General features: G+C 32.3%; 17 protein-coding genes. 15 read left to right on the plus strand and 2 right to left on the minus strand.

Features of this window, described 5'->3' with window-relative positions:
- Positions 1–3 precede the first annotated feature (3 nt).
- The 13 genes from KA894_RS02430 to KA894_RS02490 all read left to right on the plus strand — a co-directional run bounded on the left by KA894_RS02430 (position 4) and on the right by KA894_RS02490 (position 12,998).
- Positions 4–1,251 (plus strand): tetratricopeptide repeat protein, encoded by a 1,248-nt coding sequence (locus tag KA894_RS02430; RefSeq protein ID WP_115342148.1) that lies wholly within the window; start codon positions 4–6, stop codon positions 1,249–1,251.
- Between the two features lie 21 nt (positions 1,252–1,272).
- Positions 1,273–1,833, plus strand: coding sequence for a YpiB family protein (locus KA894_RS02435; protein ID WP_103372626.1), 561 nt, complete (start codon positions 1,273–1,275; stop codon positions 1,831–1,833).
- Between the two features lie 4 nt (positions 1,834–1,837).
- A complete protein-coding gene (locus tag KA894_RS02440; protein WP_096809664.1) occupies positions 1,838–2,440 on the plus strand; it encodes a DUF1405 domain-containing protein in 603 nt (200 codons plus the stop codon).
- A gap of 37 nt (positions 2,441–2,477) precedes the next feature.
- Positions 2,478–3,173 (plus strand): zinc metallopeptidase, encoded by a 696-nt coding sequence (locus KA894_RS02445; protein ID WP_096809666.1) that lies wholly within the window; start codon positions 2,478–2,480, stop codon positions 3,171–3,173.
- Positions 3,174–3,454: 281 nt separating this feature from the next.
- Entirely contained in the window at positions 3,455–3,772 is a 318-nt protein-coding gene (locus KA894_RS02450) for a nucleotide pyrophosphohydrolase (protein WP_096809667.1), read from the plus strand.
- Between the two features lie 32 nt (positions 3,773–3,804).
- Positions 3,805–4,953 (plus strand): N-acetyl-alpha-D-glucosaminyl L-malate synthase BshA, encoded by a 1,149-nt coding sequence (gene bshA, locus KA894_RS02455; protein ID WP_096809668.1) that lies wholly within the window; start codon positions 3,805–3,807, stop codon positions 4,951–4,953.
- The gene (locus tag KA894_RS02460; protein ID WP_107643889.1) at positions 4,946–6,145 is read left to right on the plus strand and encodes a CCA tRNA nucleotidyltransferase; all 1,200 of its coding nucleotides are present in this window, start codon (positions 4,946–4,948) and stop codon (positions 6,143–6,145) included. The genes bshA and KA894_RS02460 overlap by 8 nt, the downstream gene beginning before the upstream one ends.
- Positions 6,138–7,109, plus strand: a complete 972-nt coding sequence (locus KA894_RS02465) for a biotin--[acetyl-CoA-carboxylase] ligase (protein ID WP_096809670.1) — start codon at positions 6,138–6,140, stop codon at positions 7,107–7,109. The genes KA894_RS02460 and KA894_RS02465 overlap by 8 nt, the downstream gene beginning before the upstream one ends.
- Before the next feature lie 23 nt (positions 7,110–7,132).
- Positions 7,133–9,832 (plus strand): helicase C-terminal domain-containing protein, encoded by a 2,700-nt coding sequence (locus KA894_RS02470; RefSeq protein WP_115342149.1) that lies wholly within the window; start codon positions 7,133–7,135, stop codon positions 9,830–9,832.
- A 94-nt stretch (positions 9,833–9,926) separates the two neighbouring features.
- The gene (gene asnS / locus KA894_RS02475) at positions 9,927–11,219 is read left to right on the plus strand and encodes an asparagine--tRNA ligase (protein WP_096809672.1); all 1,293 of its coding nucleotides are present in this window, start codon (positions 9,927–9,929) and stop codon (positions 11,217–11,219) included.
- An 81-nt stretch (positions 11,220–11,300) separates the two neighbouring features.
- The gene (locus tag KA894_RS02480) at positions 11,301–11,987 is read left to right on the plus strand and encodes a DnaD domain-containing protein (RefSeq protein WP_103372620.1); all 687 of its coding nucleotides are present in this window, start codon (positions 11,301–11,303) and stop codon (positions 11,985–11,987) included.
- Entirely contained in the window at positions 11,977–12,636 is a 660-nt protein-coding gene (nth, locus tag KA894_RS02485; protein WP_096809674.1) for an endonuclease III, read from the plus strand. The genes KA894_RS02480 and nth overlap by 11 nt, the downstream gene beginning before the upstream one ends.
- A 5-nt stretch (positions 12,637–12,641) precedes the next feature.
- Positions 12,642–12,998, plus strand: coding sequence for a YpoC family protein (locus KA894_RS02490; RefSeq protein ID WP_107643893.1), 357 nt, complete (start codon positions 12,642–12,644; stop codon positions 12,996–12,998).
- Positions 12,999–13,443: 445 nt separating this feature from the next.
- Here KA894_RS02490 and KA894_RS02495 read toward each other — a convergent pair whose 3' ends face one another.
- Positions 13,444–15,597 carry a transglycosylase domain-containing protein gene (locus KA894_RS02495; protein WP_115342150.1) on the minus strand — a complete coding sequence of 718 codons (2,154 nt, stop codon included), beginning with the start codon at positions 15,595–15,597 and terminating at the stop codon, positions 13,444–13,446.
- Positions 15,594–16,220 carry a Holliday junction resolvase RecU gene (recU, locus tag KA894_RS02500; protein WP_096809680.1) on the minus strand — a complete coding sequence of 209 codons (627 nt, stop codon included), beginning with the start codon at positions 16,218–16,220 and terminating at the stop codon, positions 15,594–15,596. The genes KA894_RS02495 and recU overlap by 4 nt, the downstream gene beginning before the upstream one ends.
- A 249-nt stretch (positions 16,221–16,469) precedes the next feature.
- On the opposite strand from recU, the gene KA894_RS02505 reads away from it, so the two are divergent.
- The gene (locus tag KA894_RS02505; RefSeq protein ID WP_096809681.1) at positions 16,470–16,808 is read left to right on the plus strand and encodes a DUF1798 family protein; all 339 of its coding nucleotides are present in this window, start codon (positions 16,470–16,472) and stop codon (positions 16,806–16,808) included.
- Complete coding sequence (locus tag KA894_RS02510; protein WP_103372748.1) at positions 16,805–17,371, plus strand: SLOG family protein; 567 nt, start codon at positions 16,805–16,807, stop codon at positions 17,369–17,371. The genes KA894_RS02505 and KA894_RS02510 overlap by 4 nt, the downstream gene beginning before the upstream one ends.
- Positions 17,372–17,382 lie beyond the last annotated feature (11 nt).

Below are 17,382 nucleotides of genomic sequence, written 5' to 3' on the forward strand. Positions count from 1 at the left end.
AGTATGGAAGATATCTATAAACTTATAGATGATATCAACTTACAGAAGTTAGATAACTTAGATACACGTGTAAATGACGCGTTAAGTTCTCCAAAAGACGATGCACTCTTTATTCTTGGTGAAACATTATACAATTATGGTTTAATGCCACAAGGACTTGAGGTATTCCGCACGCTTTACCACAAATACCCAGACGAAAGTGAGCTCTTAATCTATTTTATTGAGGGACTTATTGCTGAAGATCAAACTGATGAAGCTTTAGAATACCTTAGTACAGTGGAATTATCTACAGAGCGTTTGATGTTAGAAGCAGATCTATATCAACAATTAAATATGCTTGAAGTAGCCATTGATAAATTAGTAGAAGCCATTGACATTGAACCCAATGATCCAATTATACATTTTGCATTGGCAGAATTACTTTATTTTGATGGCCAATATCTACGCGCTTCTTCAGAATATGAAACTGTGCTTGAAACAGGCGAATATCAAATAAACAACATTAATCTATTCTCACGTTTGGCTATTTGTAGTTTGCAAAGTGGTAATTATGGTGATGCGATTAAAATGTTTGATGAAATTAATGAAGATGAAATGGACTCTGAAATATACTTTAAAAAAGCGATTGCATATGAAAAGAATGATTTAACTCAAGAAGCCATCAAATTAGTTCAAACATTATTATCAAAAGACCCAGATTTCCTCCAAGGCTATTTTTATTTACAACAATTATATGAAAACGAACATAACCATGCAGATGCGATTGAAATTGGTAAAGAAGGATTACGACTAAGTCAATTCTATAAAGAATTAATGGTCTCAACAGGTAGTATTGCTATTGAACATGGTGATGCAAATGAGGGTGTAGAATTGTTATTACAAGCTTTAGAAGTAGATAACGCATACCAAGAACCACTCTTAATCTTAAGTGATTTCTTTAGACAAGAAGAAGATTACAACGCACTTATTGGACTATTGCAACATGTTGACGAAGAAGACTTAGATCCAGTGTTCATGTGGCATTTAGCACATGCGTTAGGCCAAGAAGAACGAGATAAAGAAGCTCAACACTTTTTTGAATTGGCTTATCCAACAATGCGTACACAATCTGCATTCTTAAGCGACTATTACTTCTATCTTGTAGAGATTGGTTATATTAAACAAGCTCAAAATATTTTAAATCAATTACTTGAAATGGACCCGTCAAATGAAACTTGGCACGATGAAGCTGAGCGATTGCAATCATTCTAATTAGTTAGGAAGGTGAGTATAATGACTGATACACTACAACAAGTAAAGGCTAGTTTTATTGAATATATATTATTCCAATATCGTTTTAAATCTAGAATAAGTGTATGGGTATTGAATTTAATAAAATCCTCACCTGAGTTATTGCAACACATTCACTTTGTTGATGCATATATTTCTAATCACAACACGCTAGAAATCGCGACAGATAATACAAGTCAACCAGCGATAAAATTCACAATGCAAAATCAAGTAATGATTAACAATGACAAAATATTTGATTATATCGCGGATCAAAAGATATCTTTTGATATTAAATTATATTTAAATCAAGAAGAAGTGCGAGATACAAAATTAGATGAATTATTATTAACTCAATTGCTAAATTCGCCATATTATGCGATATATATTCAAGATATATATCGCATTCCATTATCGAAACAAAGCGAGTCTTCTATCATCAAACATTTACAAGATAACATTGACCTTAGTTTACAATTGCACGACAAGGATTTATTTTATCAATTATCTCAAATTCTTAATACTTTTAAGTTAAGAAATTTAAATATATTACCGAAGGATTGACAGTATGAATATGAATACGCTCTGGCAACTTATTATTTATAACAAAGGTATGTTGTATTTCTTATTAGTATGTAATTTATTAGGGACAATTTATGGGTATATTTGGTATGGTTCACAAATAAGTATTACACAATGGCAATTCATACCTTTTGTGCCCGATAGCCCAACTGCATCGCTTTTTCTATGTATTGCTATCGCAGGTTTGATTATAGGCAAGAATTTGCCTATTATTGAAGCGCTCGCATTTGTTTCACTCATTAAATATGGTGTATGGGCTGTCATTATGAATATCATTTTATTTATTCAATACGATATGATTACAATCACAGGTTGTATGCTCATACTATCTCACGGTATTATGGCAATTGAAGCTTTCATTTTTTATCCAAGATTTAAAGTGACTATCGTAGCATTTTTTATAGCGATGGTATGGGTTTTCCACAATGACATCATCGATTATGTATTTATGCAATATCCTTATTATGATTTTATTGCGAGTCATGTCGAATCAATAGCTTATTTGGCATTTTGGTTAAGTATTATGCCTTTAGTGTTATATTTAAGTTTAACTCGATTTAAAAAGGATAAAATATTTGACCATTATTAACGTCCACAGTAAAATATTAATAAAGGAGTGAGGATTTTTGTCTTTTATTTATATGATTATATACTTTGTTATTTTAATGGTCTTGCCTCTATGGGCACAGCACAAGGTTAAATCTAACTATGAAAAGTATTCACAAGTAAGATCTACTAGTGGTAAAACAGGGCGAGAAGTGGCTCTTGAGATACTTCATTCAAACGGTATTTACGACGTAGATGTTGTAGAAGGAAAAGGTTTCTTAACAGATCATTATGATCCTAGTAAAAAAGTGCTTGTCTTATCACCAGCAAACTTTAGCAGACCTTCAGTAGCTGGTACTGCCATCGCAGCGCATGAGGTAGGCCACGCGATTCAACATGCGCAAGGTTACTTCTTCTTAAGATTTAGAACTTCGCTGGTACCTCTAGCTAATATTGGTAGTTCATTAGGTTATATGGCAGTATTTGCTGGTATTATTTTAACTAGTTTACAGAGCACATTAGGCTCTACCGCACTTTGGATTGGTATTGCTTTAATGTCATTTGCAGTATTGTTTTCAATTATCACATTACCAGTTGAATTTGATGCAAGTAGTAGAGCGATGAAACAAATTAAAAGTTTAGACATCGTTAACGAAAATGAATATCGACATGCTAAGAAAGTACTATCTGCAGCTGCTATGACATATGTAGCATCAACTGCTGTAGCATTAGCAGAACTTGCACGTTTCATTTTAATTGCTAGATCAAGTGAATAAACTATTAAGATATCTCCTATCATGTTTACATGGTAGGATTTTTTTATACCGCAAATATGATTATTGATTATAAAGACAGTGAAAATCTTAGATGTGCCACAAACCGCACTATGTTTCGTCCTTATTTGAAGTGTACGTGTAATGAGTCCTTTTTAAATTATCCAAAATGAATAAACTATCAACTGATTTTTAAATATAATCTAAGGGTTGCAGGAATAATGCATGAAGCATAAAATTAGTCTATACTATATAAGAAACCGTTAGAATGTGAGGCGTTTAATATGAAATCAATGAAAGATATGCAAACTGAAGTTGATACGTATATCAGTCAGTTTAAGACAGGTTACTTTTCTCCTCTAGCAAATCTGGCAAGATTATCTGAAGAAGTAGGGGAATTATCAAGAGAAATCAACCACTATTATGGGGAGAAGAAGAAAAAGGATACAGAAGAGGTTAATTCAGTAAAAGCTGAGCTCGGTGATAATTTATTCGTGTTATTGTGTATTGCTAATTCCTTAGATATAGATATGACTGAAAGCTTTAACGAAACTATGGAAAAATTTAATACACGTGATAAAAATCGTTTCGAAAGAAAATAGATTAATATAATCAAAGAAAGGGTGTTCCACCTATGAAAATAGGCATTACATGTTACCCATCTATGGGTGGTTCTGGTATTATCGCAACTGAATTGGGTATCAAGTTAGCGGAAAGAGGTCATGATATCCATTTTATAACATCAAATATACCTTTTAGAATTCGCAAACCTTTATCGAATATTACATTTCACCAAGTTGAAGTAAATCAATATGCAGTGTTTCAGTACGCGCCATATGATATCACTTTAAGCACAAAAATTGCTGAAGTCATTAACGAATATGATTTAGATCTATTACATATGCATTATGCTGTACCACATGCGGTTTGTGGTATATTAGCTAAACACATGTCTGGTAAAGACATTAAAATAATGACAACACTACATGGAACTGATATTACCGTATTGGGTTATGATCATTCTTTAAAAAATGCAATAAAGTTTGGAATAGAAGGTAGCGACATTGTTACAAGTGTAAGTAAATCACTTGCACAACAAACAACAGATATCATTGAAACTGATAAAGAAATTATTCCTATTTATAATTTCGTTAGGGAAAAAGAGTTTCCTACAAAAGGTGATACACCAAGCAAAGCAGATTTAGAATTAAAAGCATGTTATGGTATAAATCCTGAGGATAAAGTGATTATCCATGTTTCTAATTTTAGAACTGTCAAACGCATTGACACAGTTATTGAAACGTTTGCTAAGATACATCAACAGTTACCTTCAAAACTTATTCTTTTAGGTGATGGCCCGCAATTAATGGATATGAAAGAAAAAGCACGTGAACTCAATATAGAAGATTCGGTACTTTTTTTAGGTAAACAAAACTGGGTAAGTGAATTTTATCAGATTTCTGATTTAGTGTTATTATTAAGTGAAAAAGAGAGCTTTGGCCTCACGTTACTTGAAGCAATGAAGTCAGGTGTCTTACCTATTGGTTCAACAGCAGGTGGCATCAAAGAAGTCATCAAACATAAAGAAACAGGGTTTATTGTTGATGTAGGAGATAGTAACACGGCAAGTACATATGCATTGGAATTACTAACGAATGATAAATTGTATAACGAAATGCAACAACGTATGTTAGAAGACGTTGCAAAACGCTTTTCTTCTGATTTAATCGCTGACCAATATGAATACTATTATAAAAAAATGTTAGAGGATAATAATGACTAAATCAATATTTGAACAAGCAAAACCTATTTTAAAAACTTTACAATCAAATGAATATCAAGCATTTTTTGTTGGTGGGTCCGTCAGAGACTTTTTAATGCATAAACCAATTCATGATATCGATATTACTACAAGTGCGATGCCTGAAGAAATCGAAGCCATATTTGAAAAGACAATCCCTATTGGTAGAGAGCATGGCACTATTAATGTAGTTTATAATGGCGAACATTACGAAGTTACAACTTTCCGAGCAGAGGGTGACTATGAGGATCACCGTAGACCTAACGAAGTTTTTTTCGTTCGCGAGTTATACGAAGATGTTAAAAGACGTGATTTTACGATGAATGCTATAGCAATGGATGCAGACTACCATATCCTCGACTACTTTGGTGGTCAACAAGATATCGATCACCATATCATAAGAACTGTGGGAAATGCACACGAACGATTTAATGAGGATGCTTTGAGAATCATAAGAGGCTTACGTTTCCAAGCACAACTAGGTTTTACAATAGAAAAGAACACTTTTCATGGTATGAAATCACATATCAGTGATATTAAATATCTATCAATTGAACGTATTGTTATTGAACTTAAAAAATTAACATCGGGTCGCTATATCGATCGTAGTTTCCAAAATTTACAATATTTTAAAGCGTTTAACTACATCCCATTTTTTAAGCACTATGATTTATCGCAAATGATTTTAGATGAATCGGTACCATTTTCATTGTTTATAGCTTTATTAAAAGTACAACAACCGAATGTAAAAGGTCATCTTAATGACTTAAAAATAAGTAACAACGAAAAAAAACATATAGGTAAGTTAGAAAGCATATTGACCCAGTTACCGAACATTAAATCAAAATCGGATTTTAAATTATTTGTTTACGATTATAGTCAAAAAGACATATTAAATGTATTAACCTTTACAACGTTAATCGTCAAAAATAATTTGCCAAATGTTTCACCGTTAATCGTTAATGCACAATCTGTCAAAGAGATCGCTAATCAGCTCCCTATTCAATCTAGAAAAGAAATCGACATAAATGGTAAAGATTTGCTTAATCTCGTAAATAAACCAAGTGGCCCTTGGCTCAAGACAGCGCTAAGAGAAATTGAGTGTGCCATTATAGATGGAGACGTCCAAAATATTAAACCAGAACTCATTAAGTGGGTGAAAACGCATGTCTAAATATAGTAAATATGTGATGCAACTGTTATATCAACATCAATCCAATTATATTTCTGGTCAATTTATTGCGGAACATCTCTCTATATCTCGAACAGCAGTTAAAAAGGTGATTGATCAACTTAAAAGCGAAGGGTGCGATATAGAATCTATTAACCACAAAGGTCATTGTTTAATTGAACTCCCAGATAAATGGTATAGTGGGATTGTAGAGTCTTTAATTGATGCACAAGCGATGTTCAACCATGTCGAGGTGTTAGAACAGATTGATTCCACACAATTATTAGCCAAACAAAAACTGGTAGGGAATTCAGAGACCTTTATGATTTTAAGTGACGAGCAAACAAACGGTAAAGGGCGTTTCAATAGACCATGGGATTCACCCCGTGGTAATGGGCTATGGATGTCTATCGTTTTGCGTCCCAAAGTATCATTTGAAATGATTACTAAATTTAATTTGTTTATGGCATTAGGTATTAAAGATACAATGCAACGATTTTGTAATGATAAAGTAACTATAAAATGGCCGAATGATATCTATATAGATGGTAGAAAAGCATGTGGTTTTTTAACTGAAATGGTGGCTAATAGTGATGGTATAGAAGCAGTTATATGTGGTATTGGCATCAATATGAATCATTTACCTGATGATTTTCAAGGCGAGCTACAACAGAAAGCTACAAGTATGAGAATACATGCTAACCAAAAAATACATCGTTATCAATTATTAGAAGTATTGATTCATCAAATCGAAAAACGTTATAACCAATTTCTAAATCAACCATTCTCTACTATTCGAAAAGAGTATATTGAAGCTTCGAATATTTGGAATAGAACCCTAAAATTTACTGACAATGGAAACCAATTTCAAGGAGAAGCAATCGATATTGACGACGAAGGTTATCTTATCGTTATTGACAACCAAAAAGAATATCATAAATTAATGAGTGCGGATATTGAACTTTAATATAAAAGAAAGGAGGAATGCATATGACACAACCTTGTTATGCTGTTGTTGATTTAGAAACAACAGGTAATCAATTGGATTATGATGAGATCATTCAAATAGGAATTACTTTTGTGCGTGAGAATAAAATCATTGGCACCTACCATTCTATGGTTAAGACAGATTTAGAAATTCCTCCTTTTATACAGGCATTAACTTCAATTGAAGAAGAAATGCTAGATCAATCACCATATTTCCATGAAATTGCCGAAGATATTTATAAACAAATTGAAGGTTGTATTTTTGTAGCGCACAATGTAACTTTCGATCTAAATTTTATCAAAAAATCTTTTAAAAATTGTAATATTAAATATCGACCAAAGAAAGTGTTAGATACTTTGGAATTGTTCAAAGTAGCTTTTCCAACAGACAAAAGCTATCAGTTGAGTGAATTAGCTGAATCGCACGGCATCGCTTTAAACAATGCGCATCGCGCTGATGAAGATGCGGCTACAACTGCACAGCTTATGATTTTGGCATTTAATAAATTTGAAGCATTGCACATAGATACTTTGAAACAACTATATTATCTAAGTAAAAATTTAAAATATGATTTACATGATATTCTTTTTGAAATGGCAAGAACTCATACAAATAATGTATTAGAGGACGATTTTACACAATTCGAACAAATTATTTACAAAAAACAAAAAGATTTTAAAGCGCCAACAGCAAACTTTAATGGCACACTAAAAGATTTATATTCCGACCTCACAGAGAAACTCAATTTGACCTATCGGCCACAACAATTATATTTATCTGAAATTATATTAGAACAATTGATGAATAGCGAAAAAGCAATGATAGAAGCACCGTTAGGCAGTGGTAAATCATTTGCTTATTTACTTGCATCACTCATGTATAATATTGAAACAGGCAAACATGTAATGATTTCAACTAATACAAAATTGTTACAAAATCAATTATTAGAAAAAGATATTCCAGCAATTAAATCAGCTTTAAATTTTAAAATAAATGCGTCGTTGATTAAAAGTAAACGAGATTATATTTCTTTGGGATTAATGAGCCAAATTTTAAAAGATGAGTCTAATAATTATGAAGTCAGTATTTTAAAAATGCAATTACTCATATGGATCACAGAAACTAATACTGGTGATATTCAAGAGTTAGACTTAAAAGGCGGTCAAAAAATGTATTACGAACAAAAATTAGAGACTTATGTGCCAGTTCGTAATGATATCAATTATTTCAACTTTATTAAACGCAATGCTCAAAATATTCAAATCGGTATTACCAACCATGCTCATTTAATCCACGCATCACACGACAATACAATTTACCAATTATTCGATGATTGTATTATAGATGAAGCACACAGATTACCAGATTACGCATTAAATCAAGTCACAAACGAATTAAGTTATGCTGATATTAAATATCAATTAGGTCTGATTGGTAAAACTGAAAATGAAAAATTGTTAGCAGCTATAGACCATTTGGAGCAACAACGTATCCTCGAAAAGTTAGATATACCTCCAATTGATGTTTTTGGCTTAAAAACGAATATTAATGAAATACATGATTTAAATGAGCAACTGTTTAGCACTATGTTTCATATGATACAACAATCGGAAGTTCACGATGATGACGCACATAAAATTCATTTCGTATATCATTTTGATGTAACTCCAATTTTGAATGATTTACATTCTATTATTCATAAATTAAATATGACATTAGAATTCTTCAATGGTATGAGCCACAAAACAATTAAAACAGTTAGAAAGCAACTATTATATATCACTGATAGGTTTAGAGCGATTGAAAATAGCTTAAAAAATAGTCATATTAGTTATTTATCAATTAAAAATATCCATCAAAAATCTACAATAAAATTGAATGTTAAAGATTACGATGTCAAAGAGATATTAACCAAACAAGTATTAGATAAATTTAACGCTTTAACCTTTATCTCTGGTACATTAACATTTAATCACTCATTCGAAAATTTCAAACAATGGTTTAATAAAGATATAACATTCAACACCTATGAAATTGATACTTCTTCAGTGTCTCCGAATCAAACAACTGTCTTTATACCAAATGATGTAGCGTCATATAACTATAAAAATATAGACGATTATGTGAGTTCTATCGTTAATTACGTTATTGAATATACTACTATCGTTGAATCAAAATGTTTAATACTATTTACAAGCTACAAAATGATGCACATGGTACAAGAATTATTAAATGAGTTACCTGAATTTGAAGATTATGTCGTATTAACACAGCAACAAAACCAAAACTATAAAATTGTACAACAATTTAATAGTTTTGATAAAGCAATTCTATTAGGTACTGGCACATTTTTTGAAGGCTTTGATTTCCAATCCAACGGAATAAAATGTGTTATGATTACAAAATTACCTTTTATGAATCATAACAATACAAAATATTGGTTAATGGAATCTGAATTTACTTCAACATTTAAAGACTTTGTTTTACCGGATGCCGTTACTCGATTTAGGCAAGGTTTAGGAAGGTTAATAAGAAATGAACAAGATAAGGGTATTATAGTCTCTTTCGATGATCGTTTAATCCGAAGCAACTACAAACAATTCTTTGAACAATCATTAGAAAATTATCGTCAAAGAAAAGGCGATATCAAACAATTCTCAAGTTTACTTAAAAAGTTACAAAAAGAGACAAAACGCCGCTAAAAGTTGATACACGCAACTAGAACTTGCAACTTGATTTTGTTAAAATATATAAGGATTAATAAAAGAAGATTACAATAAAATTAGGAGTTTAGTTATGAAGACAACGATAAAAGAAGCAAAACATTATATTAACCAAGAAGTAACTATTGGTGCTTGGTTAACAAACAAACGTTCAAGCGGTAAAATCGCATTCTTGCAATTAAGAGATGGCACAGGTTTTATGCAAGGCGTTGTGGTCAAAGCTGACGTAGATGAAGATACTTTCCAATCAGCTAAAGATATTACGCAAGAATCTTCACTGTATATTACTGGTGTTATCACTGAAGACAACCGCTCTGATTTAGGCTATGAAATGCAAGTTAAATCAATTGAAATCATTTCAGAAGCACACGATTATCCAATCACACCTAAAAATCATGGTACAGAATTTTTAATGGATCACCGCCATCTATGGTTACGTTCAAAGAAACAACACGCGGTTATGAAAATTAGAAATGAAATTATTCGTGCAACATACGAATTCTTTAATAATAATGGTTTTACAAAGATTGATCCACCAATATTAACAGCAAGTGCTCCTGAAGGCACAAGCGAATTGTTCCATACCAAATACTTTGATCAAGATGCCTTTTTATCACAAAGTGGACAGCTATATATGGAAGCGGCTGCGATGGCACATGGCAGAGTATTTTCATTTGGTCCAACATTCCGTGCGGAAAAATCAAAAACACGTCGTCACTTAATTGAATTCTGGATGATTGAACCAGAAATGGCATTTTGTAACCATAATGAAAGTTTAGAGATTCAAGAACAATATGTGTCACATGTTGTTAAATCAGTTTTAAATCATTGCAAATTAGAATTAAATGCATTAGAGCGTGATACATCTAAACTTGAAAAAGTCGCGACACCGTTTCCACGTATCACATACGATGATGCAGTTATATTCTTAAAAGAACAAGGCTTTGATGACATCGAATGGGGTGAAGACTTTGGCGCTCCCCATGAAACTGCAATTGCAAATCATTATGATTTACCTGTATTTATCACTAACTATCCAACAAAAATCAAGCCTTTCTATATGCAACCAAACCCAGAGAATGAAGAAACAGTCCTTTGTGCTGATTTAATCGCGCCAGAGGGTTATGGTGAAATCATTGGTGGTTCAGAACGTATCAATGATCTTGCATTGCTAGAACAACGTATCAATGAATTTGAATTAGACCCGGAAAGCTATAGTTACTACCTAGACTTACGTCGTTATGGTAGTGTGCCACATAGTGGTTTCGGATTAGGGCTTGAAAGAACAGTCGCATGGTTATCAGGGGTAGAACACGTGCGTGAAACCGCGCCATTCCCTCGTTTATTAAACCGTTTATATCCATAGTACAATCAATGAAACTAACTACGTCCAGTCTATTTATGGCTGGACGTTTTTATAACAACTATATAGGTAGGAGGAAATCATTTGGATAAAGATATACTTAAAACAAGGCCTGTGGTTATTCGTAAAGAATTATTAGATCACTACAATGAGTTAGGTATCAATGAGCGTGAACTAGTCATTCTAATTAAATTAATCTACGCATCTGAAACTACGAATAAACAGCCGCCCATTGAATCTTTACAAAGAGGCACATCACTAGATTCAAGAGAAACTACTTCTATCATACAAAGTCTGATTCAGCACGACTTATTAGAACTAAATGTTAATAAAGATGAAGAAGGTAAGTTCACTGAATATATGAACCTCGACCAATTTTATAATAAATTAAGTGATATAATCGATCAAATTAATGTAGATAAAAGTCACAAGCAATCTGAGCTTGAATTTAACACGCTTTTTCAAAAAATTGAGCAAGCATTCGGTAGGCCTTTATCACCATACGAAATTGAGACTTTAAACCAATGGTTGGATGTAGACAAACATGAATTAAGTATCATTCAAGCAGCTTTGGATGAAGCACAAAGTCAAAATAAACTTAATTTTAAATATATTGATAGAATATTATTAAATTGGAAAAAGAACAATGTAAAAACCATTGAAGATTCAAAAAAAATAAGCCGACAATTTAACCAACCTAAAATGAAACACACAATTAAAAAAGTACCTAAATTTGATTGGCTTAATGAGGAGAATCAAGATGATAAGTAATAAAAAAGCATTAGAAATGATCGATGTTATTTCAAATATGTTTCCAGATGCAGAATGTGAACTTGTACATGAGAATCCATTTGAATTAACCATTGCAGTATTGTTGTCAGCACAAACTACAGATGTTTCAGTAAATAAACTGACTAAACATTTATTTAAAAAGTATAAAACCCCCGAAGATTATATTAATGTTGATATTTCAGAACTCGAAAACGACCTTCGCACCATTGGTTTATATAGAAATAAAGCTAAAAATATTCAAAAGCTATGTCAATCATTGTTAGAAAAATTTAACGGCATTATCCCAGAGACACATGCTGAACTTGAAAGTCTAGCAGGTGTGGGGCGTAAAACAGCAAACGTAGTTATGAGTGTAGCTTTTAATGAGCCTTCGTTAGCTGTGGATACACATGTAGAACGTGTATCTAAACGATTGGGTATATGTAGATGGAAAGACAACGTAAGACAAGTTGAAGATAAATTATGTAAAGTAGTCCCAAGAGAGCGATGGAATAAAACACATCATCAGCTCATTTTCTTTGGACGCTATCACTGCCTAGCACGCAGCCCTAAATGTGATATATGTCCATTATTTGATGTATGTAGAGAAGGACAAAAACGATATAAAGCAAGTTTGAAAGAAGTGTGAACTGATTGATTTCAAAAGAAGACTTTAAAGACATGGAATTACAAATTGATGCATTTTCTAAACAGAAAAAATTAAAATCACCACAAGCTAAAGCATTATTAGATCAATATTTTGATATGATTGAAACTTTTTTTTTACAAATCAATGGTATTAATACAATTGACTTTAATCATTTATCCGACTATCCTATTGTGCCTATGAATTTTGAAGAGCGTTATCATTATATGGTTGCTCGGAAGTATCATTTTATGGGCTATAGACAAATGAAAACACTCAAATCAGAATTAATTAAAATGAATGCTTCGTATCAAATTCGTCAAAAAAAGAAGGGAACGGGACAAAAATCACATTTTTCTGAGTAGATGACGAAGATTGGTTATGGCTTTGGTTACTAAATAGAATATAAACGTACTGCTATAAAAGTAATTGTCTCCATAAAAGGTGTGTAAAAGAAATTTTAGACGTAGACGCTTAACCTATTATTATGGTTACGCAGCCCTTGGCTCATGCGTAAGTATGCTTTATATAACCACCAAAATAAAAGAGAGGTCTTTGAAGCATAAATGTCTCTAACTCATAAAAAAACGTCAGTTTGTATTGTCACTGAACCAGATTTCTACGCTTTTTTTACCAAAAAACAGGACTGATTTTTGTATCAGTCCTGTTTAGTATAGAGCCTATAAAATGAGCCCCAAAAAGTTTTCTAACTAAAGCATTCTTTTTGGGGCTAAATTTTGGGATGGGTATCCCAAGCACTTCTTATTGTTATGAGTTCATATTAATAACTATTTCACTCAAAACATTTAATTAATCGTTACTCGAACTATTTCTATTAGAATCGGATGATGAGTCACTGTTACTATTACTGTTACTACTGCTGCTTCCACCTTGACCTTGTGGTTTTTTGCTCGTTGTATTGTCATCAGAATGACCTGCAACAGATAAACTATCTTTACTATCACCATTTACTGAATCAGGTTTTGTAAAGTCTTGACCATCTCTAGGTGAAATTGTACTCATTACATCTTCAAATAAAAATTGTGGATATTCTTGTTCTTCGTGACCAACAAATGAGTTGACGCCACCTTGTTTAACTTCATTGAATCCCATCCAAACGGACATACTATATTTTGGTGTAAATCCATTCATCCAAACGTCTTTTGCGGCATCATCAGGTAATCCGTACTCTTGATATGTTTGGTTACCATAAGTACCTGTACCAGTTTTGGCGCCAACATTCACACCAGAAATATTATGACCATAAGCAGAACCATATGCTTCGAATGTACCTTTAAGTACCTCTGCTAGCATGTAAGAAGTAGAGTTTTTCATCGCTTTTTTACTAGTGTGATCATAATTAATTACTTCTCCGTTTTCTTTTTCTACTTTTTTAATTGAATGCGCATTATTATATTCGCCGCCATTTGCAATAGCTGCAAATGCTGATGCTAATTGAGTAGGGGAGAATTCTGATGATGAACCACCTAGTACTTCAGAAGGCCCAATCTCTCCTTCATAATCTAAACCTACATTGTTAGCAAATTGTTTTGGTGCATCATTACCAGCATTTTCTTTGGTAGATTGCCAAGTTTTTAACGCTGGTATATTGAAACTTTGACGTAGGGCATCATATAACTTAACTTCTCCGTGACCTTCCATATCATAGTTTCTAAATGTCACGCCATCTACTTGATAAGATTCTTCGTCCTGGATAGCATGATTTGTAGCCCAATTCATATTTTCTATAGCTGGGCCATAAGCTAAGAACGGTTTTAATGATGAACCAGTAGGGTGCGCGTCAGTAGCCAAGTTTCTATCAACAACATCTTTGTAATTTCTACCACCAGATACTGCAACTAATCCACCAGATTCACTATCTACGATAGAAGCACCAACTTGTTGGTCTTCATTTTTATAGTAGCTACCATTATTTACACGATCTTGTAAAGTTTGTTGAACATCTTTATCCATATTTGTGTAAATTTTAACACCACTATTTAGAACTTCGCCTAAGTTTTTACCTTTAAATTCCTTATTATTCATTAATTCTGATTTTACGAAGTTAATATATGAGTCATATTCTTCAGTTGAATTATCTTCGCTGACTTTGCGTTCTTCAGAACTTCGGTTAACTAAGTTATCTTCTATAGAGGTGTCTTGCGCTTCTTCTTTTTCTTTCTTAGAAATTCTATTATGATATTCCATTAAATATAAAACAGTGTCTTTACGCGACTCTGCTGCTTCTGGATGATCATAAATATTATATGTGTTCGGAACTTGCGGCAATCCAGCAAGATATGCTTGTTCAGCTAAATTTAAATCTTTTAAATTTTTATCAAAGTAATACTTAGCTGCAGCTTTCACACCATAAACACCGTCTGAATAGTAAATTTTATTTAAATACATTTCAAAAATTTCATCTTTACTATATTCTTGTTCGAGCCTATACGATAAGTAAGCTTCTTGAGCTTTACGCGCAATTGATTTTTGATCCGTTAAGAACGAACGTTTAACCACTTGTTGCGTTAGCGTTGAAGCACCTTCTGAACCAAATCCACCTGTAAAGTTTTTAGCTACGGCGCCAAACAAACGTTTGTAATCAAGTGCACCATGATCATAGAAACGATTATCTTCAGTTGCTAATACTGCAGCTTTCATGTTTTTAGGCACTTCGTCTAAATCAACATGTTCTCGTCGTTGTCCATTATCAATGGTTTTAATCAAATCACCGTCTTTATCGTATATTTTAGCAGGAATTGGATCTTGTAATTTTGATTCTGTAAATGCAGGCGCTTTCCAAGCATAATAAGCAAATAACAAAATACCAATTAATGCTAGAACAATAAATGCTATGATGAGAAATCCAATTATCTTGATAATTGTTCTTTTTATATTCCTATTCTTTTTTTCTCCAGACTTACTATTCTTATTAGAATTCGTAGTCCTTTTCTTCTCCGTCATACGCGGTCCTCACTTTCATCTAATATCAACTTATCAACTGCTTTGAGGTAATTCAATCTTGGTTGATACTGATAAGGAATATAGTAACCATTTTTTCTTATTTCTTCAACCGTAATCGACTTTTTAATCTCTTTTTTAAACCGATGCCAATAATATTTAAATTTGCTATAAGGCAATAAATAAACTTCATCTATTAATTTAAAGCGTATTAATAAAAACACTGTACCTCCTTGTTCAAAACAAGCATCCATATGTAACACTTGATGTTCATGCATGTTATTTAATGGAAAGGAAGTTTTATTTTTTGTTTCCTTCGCTTCAAAATCTAAGTAATGCCCGTTATAAATACCATTATAATCAGTAGTCGAAGGCGTTCTGAAATAAGCCTCATTAATCACTGCCTTACTTCTCATAGGATAATGAACGTTTACTATTTGTACCGGCGTTGGCTTTTTATGTATAACAGCTTGTCCGAGTTTCAAATAGTGGGTGTTTGATAATTCAATATCATTCTCTAGTGACATGCCTCTGCCACCATAGTTTATTTTACCCTTTTCTTCCTTATGAGTTCGTCCGACTTGAGACTTATTTCCATAAAATGGTTTCCCATTAGGATAATTCATCGTTTTTCACCACTTTAATTTGGTTTCAAAAACTTTTTTCATTATACCTGAAAACTGTCTTTTTTTCCAAACTATGATATATAAAGCAATGTATCTGTACATACATCATGTATATTTTAACGTGCTTTGTTCAATTAAACAATATTAGACGTTAAATATGCTTTATATATGACATAAATGTAAGGTGTGCATTTCAAAAATGACTATTAAATTCATTTGTGGTAAATTTAGTATGTAGGAGGAAACTTCATGCAACAATTATTCACCCAACTATTAAATGATGTACAAGTTATGCAAGACAGATATGAATTTGTCAAAGCAGATGTCGTAGACTATGACTTTTATAAAGACGTTGTACCATTCACTAGAAACATAGATGAACTATTAGTTTCATTAAAAGCTTACGAAGCTAAAATGCTTCAATTACCTTATATGAATAAGAGAAAATTTGATTTATTAATATCAAACATTGAAGCTTTATCAGTAGAATGTCATTTCAAAAGAACAAGCCGAAAGCTATTCACTGAAAAAGTGAAAGCTGTACAATATGATTTAAGTTATATACAAAGAAGTGATATCAACTTATGATAAAAACAATTTATGTCACAGGTTATAAATCGTTTGAACTTAATATTTTTAAAGATGACGCACCTGAAGTTTCTTATTTAAAAAAATTTATTGCTCATAAATTAAAACAGTTGATTGAAGAAGGACTTGAATGGGTATTAATACAAGGACAGATGGGTATAGAATTATGGACGGCTGAAGTGGTTATTAATTTGAAAGCAACATATCCTGATCTCAAACTTGGTATCGTTACACCATTTTATGGCCATACTGATAAATGGAATGAACAAAATCAAGCAAAATATAACCGAATTGTACAACAGTCTGATTTTGTAGATAGCGTGTTTCACACGCCTTATGTAGGGCCACATCAATTTAAACAGACAGATCAATTTATGCTCGATCATACAGATCAATCGCTACTCATTTACGATGAGGAACAAGAAGCCAGTCCAAAATACTTTAAGCAAATGTTAGTTGATTTTATGGAAAAAACAAATTATACTTGTGACATTGTTTCGTTCGATGAATTAACGGAATTTATTAACGATTTGCAGTGGTCTCAAGAACAAAGTTTCGAATGAGGTGGGAAAAT

The sequence above is a fragment of the Staphylococcus sp. GDY8P131P genome (genome assembly GCF_017891975.1).
Classification (GTDB): Bacteria; Bacillota; Bacilli; order Staphylococcales; family Staphylococcaceae; genus Staphylococcus; species Staphylococcus nepalensis.